This window comes from Pedobacter sp. A2324, from assembly GCF_059693705.1.
In genome coordinates this window covers 120278-134820 of sequence record NZ_JCASSK010000001.1, presented here as the reverse complement: position 1 = coordinate 134820, position 14543 = coordinate 120278, and the positions used below count along the sequence as shown (strand labels likewise).

The following is a 14543-nucleotide window of genomic DNA, read 5'->3' as shown; positions in this document are numbered from 1 at the left end:
CACAACATGCATCATATTGATAAGGGGTGCTTCAAACCTCTAACAAAAAAGAAGCCTTACATCTACGAAAGGCTTCTTTTTTAATCATTGGCTCCTCTGCTTAACTTAAGAAGGGGGATTTATAAATTAAAGCTGATCTTTAAGTACTACCCATACATTTTCTGCTAAAATCTTATCTCCTTCCGCGGTAGGGTGTATGCCATCGGCCTGATTGAGTTTAGGAACGCCACCTACCTTATCTAGCAGAAATGGTACCAGGGCCATGTTATTCTTACGGGCAAGCTCAGGAAATATATTCTTAAAATCATTCGCATATTTAGCACCAAAATTTGGAGGCATTTGCATGCCTGCCATCACCAGCTTCACATCTGGATATTTGGCCTTAACCCGATCAATGATATCCTGAAGATTTTTAATGGTTTGTGCCACAGGCAGCCCCCTTAAGCCATCATTGGCACCCAGCTCTAATACAAAAACATCAACAGGTTGCTTTAATAGCCAGTCGATTCTTGATTTGCCACCAGCCGATGTTTCTCCGCTTAAACCGCCATTAATTACATTATAGGGTAAGTTTAACGAATCAATTCTGTTCTGAATCAGTGCAGGATAGGCTTCTGTAGGATCAAGTCCTAATCCGGCAGTTAAACTGGTGCCGAAAAACAGGATATTTTTAGTTTTGCCGGTTGCCTTCGGCGCAGATTGGTCAACTGAATCTAAAGTTTTTTCATCATTGCCGTTGCTCTTTCTGTTTCCACATGCGGCAAACATAAAAACCAAAACAAATAGGCACGCAAAGCGTTTTCGTAACATCATAACTAATTCTATCTCTAATAAAAAACCAGTAACTTAACAGGCAAAGCTAGGTTATGTTTGGCATCAATATCACTCAAATCCCAATACAAGAAATTTGGAAACCATATTAAACATTCGAAATGTAAGCAAAATTTACCAAAGCGCGGGCCAATCGCTCACGGTTCTGGATAACATAAATTTTAATATAGAAAAAGGATCTACTGTAGCCATCACCGGGCCTTCAGGCAGTGGAAAAACAACATTACTGGGATTGTGTGCCGGCCTCGATCAGGCGAGCACGGGTTCGGTTGAACTTCATGGAATTGCCCTGGAAGCTCTTAATGAAGATGAACGGGCAGCGGTAAGAAACCAATATGTAGGCTTTATTTTTCAAAACTTTCAGCTTTTGCCTACCCTAACTGCTTTAGAAAACGTTATGGTTCCCCTGGAACTCAGAGGTGCAAAAAACATTCGCGACCATGCAATGGATTTGCTTGATAAAGTTGGCTTGGCCGGAAGATCCCATCACTATCCCGTGCAACTTTCCGGAGGTGAACAGCAACGGGTTTCGCTGGCACGTGCCTTTTCCAGCAAGCCGGCTATTCTTTTTGCTGATGAGCCCACAGGAAACCTGGATGCTGAAACCAGTGAAAAAGTGATCAGGTTACTTTTCGACCTGAACAAAGATGCAGGAACAACCCTGGTAATTGTAACTCACGACCTTGACCTGGCCGCGAGAACGGGAAGAATTATAAAAATTAAGGGCGGAACAGTCCTGTCAGATGAAAAAACCAATGATGCCTGATTCAGTTTCAACACCGAAAATAAGATTGTCGTGGCTCCTGAAAATGGCGTGGCGGGATAGCAGAAAGAACAGATCGAGACTGCTGTTGTTTATTTCATCAATTGTTTTAGGGATTGCAGCGCTTGTGGCTGTTTACTCCTTTAAAGATAACTTGCAACGCGATATCGATGGCCAGGCAAAGGAACTTACCGGAGCAGATTTGGTACTGGAAAGCAGAAAAGGGGTGAGCAAAGCCATGCAAGCCATGCTGGATAGCCTTGGTGATGAACGTTCGCAGGAGAAAACATTCGCCTCCATGATTTATTTTCAGCAAGGCGGCGGGAGCCGGCTGGTACAAATGAAAGCACTGGAAGGCAGATACCCTTATTATGGAAGTATTGAAACAGTTCCTGCTGAAGCCGCAGCTCACTTTCAGGAAGGGAGAAATGCGCTGGTAGATCAAACGCTGATGTTGCAGTATAATGCGAAAGTCGGCGATTCGGTAAAAGTAGGTGATCTTAATTTTAAAATTACAGGCTCTATCACCAAGGCACCGGGGCAAACCGGTATTGCCTCGAGTGTAGCTCCTACAGTATATATTCCTCTAACCTATCTCGAAAAAACGAACCTGATCAAAACCGGCAGCAGGCTCAACAATAAATTTTACTTCAGATACGATAATCCATCCGGCGTTGATACCTGGGTAAAACAGAATGAGCAAAAGCTCGAAAAAGAAGGGTTCGATGCTGATACTGTTGAATCGCGGAAAGAACAGACAGGTAGGTCGTTCAAAGACGTAAATCGCTTTCTGGCGTTAGCGGGTTTTATTGCCTTGTTGCTTGGATGCGTAGGGGTAGGTAGCGCCATTCACGTTTACATCCAGGAAAAACTAAGTGCAGTTGCCACATTAAGGTGTCTTGGTTTAAAATCCAGACATGCTTTTTTCATCTATCTGATACAGGTTTTCTTCATTGGGCTGATCGCCGCTGTATTAGGCGCTATTATCGGTACGGGGATACAGTTTCTTCTGCCTCTGGTGCTTAAAGATTTCCTTCCGGTAGAAATTACCATGCAGGTTTCATGGCCGGCAGTTGCCCAGGGTATTCTATTGGGACTCATTATATCCGTGTTATTCGCTCTACCATCATTGTTAGGGGTTAGGAAGATATCTCCGCTGAATGCCATTCGATTGTCTTTCGAAAAATCAGCATCGAGGCGCGACCCCTTGATCTGGTTTGTTTATTTGCTGATGCTACTATTCATAGTTGGTTTCACTCACCTTCAAATGAAAACGTGGATACAAACCCTGATCTTTACAGCCAGCCTGGGAATCGCTTTTCTTTTACTCATTTTACTCTCTAAACTCCTGATGTATCTGGTAAAGAAAATATTGCCGGATTCTGCTAGTTATCTGTGGAGACAGGGATTTGCAAACCTTTACCGACCGAATAATCAAACTTTGATGCTAACGGTTTCCATCGGATTATCGACAGCTTTTATATGTACTTTATTTTTTGTGCAGGGCATTTTAATGAGCAGGGTAACCCTTTCTTCAGGGAGCAATCAACCCAATATGGTAATGTTCGACATTCAGAACACGCAGAAAAACCGGTTGGATAGCCTCACAAAAGCCTATAAACTTCCGTTAATGAATCAGGTACCGGTGATCACCATGCGCATCGAAGAGATAAACGGTAAAAAGGCCAACGCAGATACCAACAACCGGAGGGCTTATCGAAATGAGATCCGGGCTACCTATCAGGACTCATTGACCGCAGCAGAAAAAATTGTGGAAGGAAAATGGATTGGAAAAATTAAGCCCAATGAAACGATATACATCTCTCTTGATCAGCGTTATGCTCAGCAAATTCATGTTGATATCGACGATAAGATTTTATTTAACGTTCAGGGAATGATGATTTCTACAGTGGTAGGCAGTTTGAGGGAAGTGAACTGGAGCAGGATGCAAACGAATTTCAGGGTCGTGTTTCCAGCAGGTGTTTTAGAGGAAGCCCCACAATTCCATGTGCTGATGACCAGAATTCCATCCAGCGAGCTATCTGCGAAATTTCAGGGTGAGGTGGTAACGAAATTTCCGAATGTATCAGTAATTGATCTGGATCTGGTATTAAAGCTGTTGGATGATATTTTAGGTAAAATAGGCTTTGTGATTCAGTTTATGGCTGGTTTCAGCATGATAACCGGCTGGATTGTATTGGTATCATCGGTGCTGACCAGCAAAAATCAACGGATTAAAGAAAGTATTCTGCTGCGCACAATGGGTGCACACCGCAAGCAGATTCTGGCTATAAATGCGATAGAGTATTTCTTTCTTGGCACCTTCGCTGCCGGAGCGGGATTAATTCTCGCCCTGGGGGGAAGCTGGGCGTTAGCTAAATTCAGCTTTGATGCCGCTTTTTATCCGCCACTTATACCAACAATTCTGCTTTTTGGATCTGTGGTGCTGTTGGTAGTGATTACCGGTGTGCTGAGCACCAGAAGTATTCTAAATCAACCACCATTAAAAATTTTGAGAACTGAAGGGTAGTTTCAGATGGTAGTCCGATATTTCGATAGCCCGTTGGTGTATTACTGATTGCCTTAGGATGATCTGTGCATATTATTATTATGTTAAATTTTAAGCCAGGGGAACTTTTTCGGAGAAAAGACTGTTTATACTATTAAAGACGAAACATGAATATTAAGCTCAGAAACACTTTATTATTAGCGACGCTCTTCTTTATCGTAGTAACTTATATGGGATTAACTACCTTGTAAGCACATCGCTGTTAGGTCTTTCAAAATTTAAATTTACATTTACCTTATGATTAGACTGAACAGCGACACCCCCAATGATGTACTTAGCGAGGTAAAAATTGGTGACCTGGTAACTGACACTTTTAGTAAAACCGGCATTGTTGAAAGCATTGAAACGGACGATGACGGACTATACAGAATTTTCGAATTTCATTTGGTAACAGGCAGAACTATAACGATAAAAAAGTAAATTGCATTCTTAACCAGATAGCTGATGTCGTTATTGATCTTGTTAGCGGGCATACTTTTACTTTTCATTATGATCTTGAAAAAGATCAATCCCATGATTTCATTGCTCACTGTAGCAATATTAACCGGACTGTGTTTGGGAATGCCTATAGTGAAAGTAATGGGTTCAGTGGCGAATGGCATTGGCAGTACCCTGGGAAGCATGATTATGGTGCTGGCACTTGGTGCCATGATGGGTAAGTTGATAGAAGACAGTGGTTCCGCAAAAAAGATTGTCTTCATCCTGATCAGGACATTTGGTGAAAAAAATATTCAATGGGCTGTTTTATTAACGGGCCTGTTAGTGGGTATTCCCCTTTTTTATAATGCAGGCTTTGTGGTTTTAATACCTCTGGTGTTTGCCATATCTGCCGCTACGGGATTATCGAAACTTTACATAGGCTTGCCAATGGCAACAGCCCTTTCGGTAACACATGGATTTTTACCGCCCCATCCTGGTCCGGTTGCGCTGGCCGGAATATTCCATGCTGATATCGGGAGAACATTAATTTACGGGCTAACCTTGAGTATTCCCATCGCAATTATTGCGGGAATTTATTTTCCCAGGCTTTCGTTGAATCGAAATCAAACGGCAACCGCGGTGAGCTTCGAAATTTCTGAAGATGAACATCTGCCATCTGCACCAAAAAGTTTTCTTACTGCCCTTCTTCCCATACTGCTCATCGTAATCGGCACGGTAGGAAATGGAATAGCAGCAGACTTTTCCGGCAAGGCAGTTTTTGCTTTTTTAGCAGATCCTACCATTGCATTGCTCGTTTCAGTTATGGCTACCTTACTCATTCAAAACGGCCCGGTTGAAAAAGCAATGGAATCCTGTGTTGAGGGTGTGAAAAGTATTGCCATGATCATGCTGATTATTGCTGCGGGTGGTGCTTTTAAGCAGATCTTAATTGACAGCGGCATCGGTGAAACTGTTAAGCAGCTTAGTGGCGGATTAAACCTCTCCCCGCTGCTACTGGCCTGGCTGATTACTGCTTCATTACGTGTTACATTGGGCTCTGCCACTGTAGCAGCGCTTACTGCATCAGGAATGGTATTACCGCTGATTGGTTTAGGCGCCCCTGCTGAATTAATGGTGCTGGCTGTAGGTGCGGGCAGCCTGATGTTCTCTCACGTGAATGATACAGGATTCTGGATGTTTAAAGAATATTTCGGATTGTCAATGAAGGATACTTTCCGTACCTGGACTGCAATGGAAAGCATTGTTTCGGTGCTGGGCTTAGCGGGTGTTTTGATACTCAATCAATTTATTGTCTAAACAACAGGAGATAAGCTATAGTATGCTGAATAAAAACCACGCTATGAATTGTGCTGTAGGCATTCATACATAGCGTGGTTAGGATCGCTGATATAAAAGTACACTTATTGACCAGAAGAAGATTTTTCTATCAGGTAGTTATACATCAAACTATGGCCGTCATTTTTCAGGTACTTGCTTTTATATTTTTTCTGTACTTCTGCACTTTGTTTAATTCCGTTTACGATAAGCTCATCTTTGTTTAGCTTATAGGACAAGTTATTCGTGTTTTTTATGATCTGATCTTTCAATAACTGCTTATTGATCTCAGTCGTATAATCGTGTCCATCTCCGTTGGTCACACTTTTCGAGGTAACCACATGCTCCACATTTGTTTTGCCTGTTCTTTTTCCAGGTGAAGGAGGAGCGGGTGGTACAGGTGGAGTGATTGAAACCGGGCCAGTAATAGGTGTAGGCGGAGTTGGAGGCGTAGGAGGCGTTGGAGGAACAACCCCAACTGCTCCCCTCACCGGTTTTGGAGGTCTGGGTGCTTTAGGCATTCTGGGCGCCTTATCAGGCGTGGGCTCTTGCAACTGGTCTTGAGCGATCCATTTGGCATCTTCTTCAGCCAGCTTACTGTCGATAGCCGCCTGCCTTGCATCAATTTTAGCTTGTTTCGCATCTATGCCAGCCTGTTTCGCATCAATCCGGGCCTGCTTTGCATCTTTAATAGCTTGTTTAGCATCGATGGCTGCCTGCCTGGCGTCTGCGGCAGCAACTGACTTCTGAGTTGCATCTGTAATTTTTTGCCCGATTTCCTTTTCCAGAATATCGGCTGATTTATTGTCTCTCGCAGGTATTTTTTTTGAAGTATCCTGCTGCAGCACCTGGCTTATTGCCCGGTCATTTCGGTTGAAAACCGCAGCATTGCTTACGCTTTTAAAGGCTACCGTAAATATCACTGTACATACCAGTGCGACGGTTAATATTGTCTTTTCCATTTTGTTTAATGTTGAATTGGTTTTTAATAACGTTCTGCTTGCCCTGTTCAGCAAGGTGCCTTTTTTGCCCGTTATCCCCATTGCATAAGCAGGTGCACACTGCTCAAACTCCTGGCAGGATATCAAAGCCTTAACATAGTTTTTCCGGTCGCTAATACAGGCAATGGCCAAATCATCACAACAATGTTCACGCTCGGTTTTGATTAATTGCGATAGCCAAAGTACCGCAGGATTGAAGAAGAATATAATTTCAATAAAACTCTGAAGCAGGTTGACCAGGAAATCCCGTCTTTTAATATGGGCAAGTTCATGAGATAAAATGGCTTCTACTTCGGCGCTCGACAGGCTATTAAACAAACCAAGGGGAATTAGAATAAGGGGTTTGAAATGTCCGAAAGCCATAGGCACTTTCGCGATACCGGATTGAAGCAATGTTACCTGCTTCTTTAAGCCAATTTTATCCGAAAGTACTATCAAATGTTCTTCCCATATCAATCCTGCTGGGTAAACCTGATGTTTTCTTAAGCGATCAATACCATTTAAGCCGGCAAACAGTTGAACGCTTCTGGCGCAAATGATCAGAAACCAGACGAGTACAATTTGCAGGGAATAGGCATTCAGGATATTCAGCAACCCTTCTGCTCCCCAAAACGCCATATATTCGGGCGAGCTTACTAAACTGTCATTATTAAGCACCTTAAGATTAATCCCAATCTCTTTCCCATCCAGTTTCTGGTAGGATAGGGATCCGCCCTGCTTTTGAAGTTCCAGACAAAAAGTGACAGCCATAGCCACTACAAACAAAAATAAAGAAGCAACAAGAAAATTGTACCGCATATTTGCACTTGTTTTCCGGGTAGCAAACATAATAACAGCACCTAAAAGTGCCAGAATTACCCCCTCCCATAGAGAGTGAAATAAGGTTGCACCTAGAGCATGTATCCAGCTTTCAGGCATCAGGTTCATGAGCTTAAATTCCATAATGGTGTTTCTTTAGCAATTTGTAACTACTCCATGCTATCCAATAGCCGCTTCATCTCTTCGATTTCTTCCTTTGAAGTTTTTTCATTTCCCAAAAGCTGCATCACCAGCTGCGATGCGGATCCTTTATACAATGTGTTTACAAAGCGATCCAGCAATTGCACCTTTGTCTTCTCTTCTGCTTCCACGGGAATGTAAATGTGCTTCATTTGGCTTTCATCACGCTTTAAGATTCCCTTTTCAGTTAGGATTTGCATCTGCTTTAAGGTTGAAGTATAATTTACCTCCCTATTCTCATTCAATTTGTCGTTTACAAAACGAACGGTAGAGGGACCGAATTCCCAGAGCACCTGCAGGATTTCTAATTCGGCTTTGGTAGGTTCCGGTAAATTAATGTCAGACTTATTATTCTTCATAAACTAAAGGTACGATGTTTTTCGTACGATACAAATATTATGTTATTTATTTTTATAAAATTCTTTAACAAACTGATTTACAGATATTTTTTCGTTAATGAAAGAAAAATCATATAAACAATTAAGGCAATCATATAACGCCATTTCTTTGTGCTTCACTAATTTTGCACAACACAAATGATCATTACCTATGAAATTGAAGATTCTTTTTTCCGTTTTGCTATTTGCCACAGGCATTACGCGTGCGCAGCACAATATGCATATGGGCAAGTTAAATGACAGCACCAGAAAGGATTCTACTGAAGTGAACCATAACGGGCACAAGATGGGGCAAATGAATACCGAAGTGCCTATGAGTCATGCCTACTCTTTAAACCTACCAATGCAAAGAAACGGCTCCGGAACTTCCTGGCTGCCTGATGCCGCTCCAATGTATGGCACCATGCACCATTCCAAAAAGTGGATGTACATGATGCATGGTAGTGTTGCACTCAGATATACCAAACAAGACCTTGCAGAAAAAGGCAGCAGAGGGGGAGAGAAATTGGATGCACCTAACTGGTTCATGTTTATGGGACAGCAAAAGGTTGGTGCAAAAGGACTGTTCCATTTCAGCAGCATGCTTTCCCTCGACAGGCTTACGGAGGGAGGTGCCGGCTATCCTTTGCTATTTCAAACAGGTGAAAGCTGGAAGGGGCAGCCGTTGGTAGACCGGCAACATCCGCATGATTTAATTTCAGAACTATCTGTAGCTTATACCTACTCCTTTTCAAAAAAATCAGATCTTACATTATATCTGGGTTATCCTGGCGAACCTGCGCTTGGATCTGTAGCTTTCATGCACCGCCCGTCGGCCTTGTCCAATCCCGATGCGCCTATCTCCCACCACTGGAATGATGGAACACATATTACTTTCGGTGTAGCCACCATTGGATACCGGTATGATAAATTGAAGCTTGAAGCATCTTCGTTTACGGGCAGAGAGCCGGATGAGAACCGCTTCGATTTTGATCAACCCCTTTTTGATTCGTACAGTGCACGGTTGTCCTATAACCCGACTAAGAATTGGGCGTTACAGATATCACAGGGGTGGATTAAAAGCCCTGAAAGCCTGCATGAAACCGAAAATGTAAAGAGAACAATTGCCTCTGCAATTTATGCCTTACCACTGGGTAAAAAGGAAAACCTGAATGCAACCTTGCTTTGGGGACTAAATAAAACTAAAGGCCATGCTGGGGAAAACGCGGTACTGGCTGAAGCCACCTATAGGTTGAACAAGCTGGCTGTTTATTCCCGGTATGAATGGGTTCAGAAGTCGGCAGAGGAGCTGAATGTCAACACAGATATTTTCGGAAATGGTTCATTTGGTGTCAATGCCTTCAGCTTAGGTATCAACTATGATATTCTTAACTTAGGAAAATTCCGAACAGCACTAGGCGGACAGCTGTCTTTTTATAATACCAACGCGGCATTAAACTCACTTTATGGTAAAAATCCAGTTAGTGGCCAGGTATTTATCAGAATTTATCCCGGATTAATGGGGATGTAAGCCTTGGCTCTATATCATATAAATAGATCTATAACCTATCCGCTCAGATATTTTATAGATCTACCCATGATGGATAGTGAGCCCGATCTGGCTATTTCAAAGCTTTAATAATCGCAATCAAATCTTCATTACCATAACTTTCCTCTGCCTGCTCAAAAGATGCCAATGCGGTTTTTGCCAAAGGCGATTCCAGACCATCATCTTTAGCTAAACGCAAATCCTTTACAATATTTTTTAGTGTAAAGGCCGGCTGGAAGTTATCATTCAGTATTGCATCCCCTTTAATTTTGGTAAATACATTACTTATTGCTGCATTGTTAATCAGATTCAGTAAATCTTCAGAACGCACACCATTTTGATTCGCAAACAAAATCGTTTCAGCTAAACCCTGTGTATATAAAGCAAGTAAAGAGTTGATGGCCAGCTTAGCGTAATTCCCGGCACCGACGGCCCCTACTAAAACAGCCATTTTACCCATCGTTTCAAGGATCGGCTTAACACTGTCAAATACGGTTTGATCACCTCCTACCATAATGGCAAGCTGACTGGTTTCGGCTTGCTTGACACTGCCTGAAACGGGAGCATCGAGATATTCAAAACCAATAGCCTTACATTTTTCACTCATCTCTTTTGAAATCGCTGGAGAAACGGTGCTCATGTTAATGATCGTTCTTCCGGACGTACTGGCATTTAACAAACCATTTTCACCTTCAAAAACTGCCCTGATGGCCTGATCATCTGTAACCATCACAATCACTACATCCGTTTTCTCAATCAACGATTGTGGCGAGTGGGCAACAGTCGCCCCGGATGCTTCAAGTTCCGAAGCCTTACCTTCACTCCTGTTATAAACGGTAAGCTGATATCCTGCTTTTAAAAGTTGTGTGGCCATTGGAACTCCCATGGTGCCTAAACCAATCCATCCTATATTCATTTTGATGCTGCTTTTAGTGATTAGCAAATTTGGGAAAGAAAATGCTAAAACCTGTAAGGTATGCATCATTTTTAACAGAATAAGTACATATCATTAAAACGGTACCTGACACTGAACAATGTTCAAAACAATAATTAAAAATAAAACCACTATCGTTTAACTTTGATCGTAAATCCCAGATCATGGCCAGCTTATTAAAAGACCTTTATTCCCATTCTTTCTACGATAAATTAAGCGATGCGCTTTCGAAAACATTGCCGGGATTTGATCAGCAGAAATTCATTGCTAAAATTTTTACTCCTGATTTTGAGTCGAAGGAGTTAAAAGAGCGAATGAAACACACCACTGCTGTAATGCATCAGTTTTTGAAAGACGACTATGGGGAGAATATTCAGCTGATTAAAAAAACGATTGAGCAGCTGAAGCTGAATGGCGTTGGGGCTGACGGCTTAGCTTACATGTTTCTTCCTGATTACCTGGAAACCTATGGTATAGATTTCTTTGAAGAATCTGCAGAAGCCCTGGAATTCGTGACCCAGTTTGTAAGCTGCGAATTCGCGGTGAGGCCATTTATTTTAAAATACCAGGATCAAATGATCTGTAGAATGGAGGAATGGTCGTTGCATTCAAGCCACAAAGTGCGGCGGCTGGCCAGCGAGGGTAGCAGGCCGCGCCTTCCCTGGGCGATGGGCATTCCCTACCTGAAAAAAGACCCTTCATCAATTCTACCGATACTGGAGAATTTAAAACAGGATGATTCTGAATATGTGCGAAGAAGTGTTGCCAACAGCTTGAACGATATTGCAAAAGATCATCCTCAGGTTATTGTTGACATTGCAAAGAAGTGGTCAGGATTAAGTAGCCATACCGACGCGATAATTAAACATGGCAGCAGAACATTATTGAAACAGGGCCATCCAGCTATACTGAAACATTATGGTTTAGATGATGACGGCATACTGCTTAGTAATTTCAAACTTCTGACCCCAGTTGTTAAAATTGGCGAACGTCTTCATTTTTCTTTTACGATAAAAAATGAAAATCCGGGCGAAAGAAAAGTCAGGCTGGAATATGCTGTGTATTACAAAAAGCAAAATGGTCAGAATACCAAAAAGGTATATAAAATATCCGAGCGGCAATACCTGCCGGGATCGGGGATCAACATCACCAGGGCACAAAAATTTGTACTCATTACTACCCGGAAGTTTCATCCCGGGGATCATCAGGTTTCCATTATTATTAACGGATCTGAAAAGCATAAATTAAGTTTCGAACTTATTGCCTAGCCCTGATTGCAACAAGTTGATCCAATAGCGGAACCTGCCTGTCTTTGATGGCCTTGCAGGCATTTTCGTAATTAAACCACTCCCCGCGATCCACTTCAACGAAATCCTGAAACTTTCCTGATTTTGGGGGCCATTCCATTTCAAAGGTATTACTCTTTACGGTAGACGTGTCTATATCACCCTCCAATGCCCAGCACAATACTTTCTTTCCTCCTTTTTGAATGATGTAATCCAGCTCAATAAAATCACCATTAACCTTTGTTCCCACTTCCTCTTCAAACTCCCTGATTGCTGCTTCCAGAGGTTCCTCATCTTTATCCAGTTCCCCTTTGGGAACAGACCATACACCAAATTCTTTTTTTGCGAAAATTGGTCCACCCGGATGGATGAGAAAAAACTCCAGTTCTTTATTCGTTTCGCGGAACAGTAAGATACCAGCACTTACCCTCATATTACATTCATGTTATATTGTACATCATTGAGACATCCTGATAACAAATAAGCGGGGAAACTGTTCGCTGGCAATTACTGCTTTACAATCTTAAATTCAGTACGCCTGTTTAGCTGATGTTCGGCAGCGCTGCATTTTATTCCATTAGCACAGTCGTTCAGCAATCTGCGCTCTCCATAACCCATCGCAGTAATTCTATTCTTATCAATCCCCCTCTCTACAATGTATTTTACAGCGGCATTTGCCCTGCTTTGAGATAACCACTGGTTATACTGGTCATTGCCACGACTATCGGTATGTGAGCCCAGCTCGATCCATATTGTAGGATTTTCCTGCATCATTTTCACGAGCTTATTTAACTCAATGGCGGCATCAGGCCTGATGTTAAATTTATCGAAATCGTAATAAATGTTTTCCAAACGAATTGGCTTATCCAAAACGATTTTTTCGAGATAAAGATCCTTATGTATTTCCGTTGAAGCGGCTAATTCTACCGTCGATATTTTAGTTGCATCACTTCTAAAACCTGTTTTATCGGCGACTAGATTATAATTGGATATTGCGTCCAGGTTAAATCTAAAGGTTCCGTTTTCATCTGTCTGTATTTTTAAAGTCCGTCCGTCTGTTTTAGTAAGTGTTGCAATGGCATCCCCTAAAGGCTGGCGACTGAGTTTATCGAAAACCCTTCCACTGAGTTTGAAGGCAAACACCTGCTGCTCTTCAAAGCGATAGATATCGTCGCTTCCCAATCCTCCGTTTCGGTTAGAACTGAGATAGCCACTTTTGGGGCCCGATTTGATATATGCAAAATCATCCTGTGGTGAGTTGCCTGGATAGCCCAGATTCTTTGCTGCCGAAAATTTACCTTCAATAAGTTGTGATTCAAATATATCGAGTCCCCCCATCCCGATTCTTCCGTCGGTACTGAAATAAAAATAATTATTATAAAAATAGGGGGTCCGTTCGTTTCCTTCCGTATTGATATCCATCAGGTTTACCGGAAGCTCCCATTCGCCGGCATTCGTTTTTTTGCTCAGGTAAATGTCTGTACCGCCTTTACCTCCCTTCATGTTCGATACAAAATATAAACTATTTCCATCCGGGCTAATAAATGGATCGCCTAGGGAGTATTCGTTTACCCGGTTGAATTTAAAAGGTACTGGTGCCGACCACTTTCCCGAGGCATTCTGTTTGCTCGAGAATATCTCTACGTTTACCGTGGCCAGCTTACCGTTGACATAAACAGGTTTCTGAGGGATTTTGGTTACCGTAAAATACATTTCCAGTCCATCTGCCGTAAAACTTGCGGGTCCTAAATGGTAGGCCGTATTGGCATCTACAGGAAATAACTGAAGGTTCCCCGCGCTGTTTACTGAATAAAGCTTGAGGTAGGCATTCCCTGTCCAGCCATACACTGTTTTATCAGGTCGTTTGGCTCCATCAAAAACCAGGAATGGTATTTGCGACATTGAGCCATTGGCAACATTTCCCCGATCGGAAGCAAATGTTAAAGTATTGTTGTGCAGAAAGGCACCCCAATCTGATTGGGGAGAATTTAGCTTTCCCTGGTTTGAAACAATGGTTCTTGTTGGATTCTGCATCCAAATCAGTGATGAATCGCAGCTCAAAAGCCAGGTGTTGTTTTGGGTAGCAGCGGAATCTTTATTCAGTTCTTTATACTTTCTATAAGCCTGTTTGGCCTCAGCATATTTCGCATTTTGCTGGAGTGCCCGGGCATAGTGCAGTACATTTTCAGGATGAGTATCTGGCATGCCGGCAGTAATAGCATACCAGCTTTCGGTTTGTGTATAGTTGCCTGTAAACGCGTAACATTCACCAAGCCGCTCAGCCGCATACAGAGTTGGTTTCTTTTTATATGCCTGCTCATAAAAATCAATTGCTTTCTTAAAGTTGTACAACTGGTATTGCGCATCAGCTTCTTTAAGCATGTACTGTGCATGGCTTCTGCTTAATTGTACCGCAACAAAGATTACCGTAATCAAGAGCAGCTTTAGATATTTGATCATTAATCAATGATTTATGTTT

The 14543-nt window shown here is 42.3% G+C and carries 12 protein-coding genes; 6 read left to right on the top strand and 6 right to left on the bottom strand.

Features of this window, described 5'->3' with window-relative positions; genetic code table 11:
- Positions 1-126 precede the first annotated feature (126 nt).
- Complete coding sequence (locus tag AC570I_RS00620; RefSeq protein WP_497403419.1) at positions 127-768, bottom strand: arylesterase; 642 nt, start codon at positions 766-768, stop codon at positions 127-129.
- 139 nt (positions 769-907) lie between these two features.
- On the opposite strand from AC570I_RS00620, the gene AC570I_RS00615 reads away from it, so the two are divergent.
- The 4 genes from AC570I_RS00615 to AC570I_RS00600 all read left to right on the top strand — a co-directional run bounded on the left by AC570I_RS00615 (position 908) and on the right by AC570I_RS00600 (position 5900).
- Positions 908-1597 (top strand): ABC transporter ATP-binding protein, encoded by a 690-nt coding sequence (locus AC570I_RS00615; RefSeq protein WP_047798342.1) that lies wholly within the window; start codon positions 908-910, stop codon positions 1595-1597.
- Positions 1575-4124 carry an ABC transporter permease gene (locus AC570I_RS00610; RefSeq protein WP_497403416.1) on the top strand — a complete coding sequence of 850 codons (2550 nt, stop codon included), beginning with the start codon at positions 1575-1577 and terminating at the stop codon, positions 4122-4124. Before AC570I_RS00615 ends, AC570I_RS00610 begins: the two co-directional genes overlap by 23 nt.
- A gap of 276 nt (positions 4125-4400) precedes the next feature.
- Positions 4401-4583: a hypothetical protein gene (locus tag AC570I_RS00605; RefSeq protein WP_497403414.1), complete on the top strand. Its 183-nt coding sequence runs from the start codon at positions 4401-4403 to the stop codon at positions 4581-4583.
- 24 nt (positions 4584-4607) lie between these two features.
- Positions 4608-5900, top strand: coding sequence for a gluconate:H+ symporter (locus AC570I_RS00600; protein ID WP_497403410.1), 1293 nt, complete (start codon positions 4608-4610; stop codon positions 5898-5900).
- Positions 5901-6004: 104 nt separating this feature from the next.
- Here AC570I_RS00600 and AC570I_RS00595 read toward each other — a convergent pair whose 3' ends face one another.
- Together AC570I_RS00595 and AC570I_RS00590 are read right to left on the bottom strand one after the other, a co-directional pair.
- Complete coding sequence (locus AC570I_RS00595; RefSeq protein ID WP_497403408.1) at positions 6005-7861, bottom strand: M56 family metallopeptidase; 1857 nt, start codon at positions 7859-7861, stop codon at positions 6005-6007.
- 26 nt (positions 7862-7887) lie between these two features.
- Positions 7888-8277 carry a BlaI/MecI/CopY family transcriptional regulator gene (locus tag AC570I_RS00590; RefSeq protein WP_047798346.1) on the bottom strand — a complete coding sequence of 130 codons (390 nt, stop codon included), beginning with the start codon at positions 8275-8277 and terminating at the stop codon, positions 7888-7890.
- Between the two features lie 190 nt (positions 8278-8467).
- Here AC570I_RS00590 and AC570I_RS00585 point away from each other — a divergent pair, with 190 nt between their 5' ends.
- Positions 8468-9826 (top strand): TonB-dependent receptor, encoded by a 1359-nt coding sequence (locus AC570I_RS00585; protein ID WP_497403405.1) that lies wholly within the window; start codon positions 8468-8470, stop codon positions 9824-9826.
- A 91-nt stretch (positions 9827-9917) separates the two neighbouring features.
- Here AC570I_RS00585 and AC570I_RS00580 read toward each other — a convergent pair whose 3' ends face one another.
- Positions 9918-10829, bottom strand: a complete 912-nt coding sequence (locus tag AC570I_RS00580; RefSeq protein ID WP_497403403.1) for an NAD(P)-dependent oxidoreductase — start codon at positions 10827-10829, stop codon at positions 9918-9920.
- Positions 10830-10942: 113 nt separating this feature from the next.
- Here AC570I_RS00580 and AC570I_RS00575 point away from each other — a divergent pair, with 113 nt between their 5' ends.
- The gene (locus AC570I_RS00575) at positions 10943-12046 is read left to right on the top strand and encodes a DNA alkylation repair protein (RefSeq protein WP_497403401.1); all 1104 of its coding nucleotides are present in this window, start codon (positions 10943-10945) and stop codon (positions 12044-12046) included.
- Here AC570I_RS00575 and AC570I_RS00570 read toward each other — a convergent pair.
- Positions 12036-12497 carry an NUDIX hydrolase gene (locus tag AC570I_RS00570; RefSeq protein ID WP_497403399.1) on the bottom strand — a complete coding sequence of 154 codons (462 nt, stop codon included), beginning with the start codon at positions 12495-12497 and terminating at the stop codon, positions 12036-12038. The two genes, AC570I_RS00575 and AC570I_RS00570, sit on opposite strands and share 11 nt — an antisense overlap.
- 74 nt (positions 12498-12571) lie before the next feature.
- Positions 12572-14524: an OmpA family protein gene (locus tag AC570I_RS00565; protein WP_497403397.1), complete on the bottom strand. Its 1953-nt coding sequence runs from the start codon at positions 14522-14524 to the stop codon at positions 12572-12574.
- Positions 14525-14543: the final 19 nt, after the last annotated feature.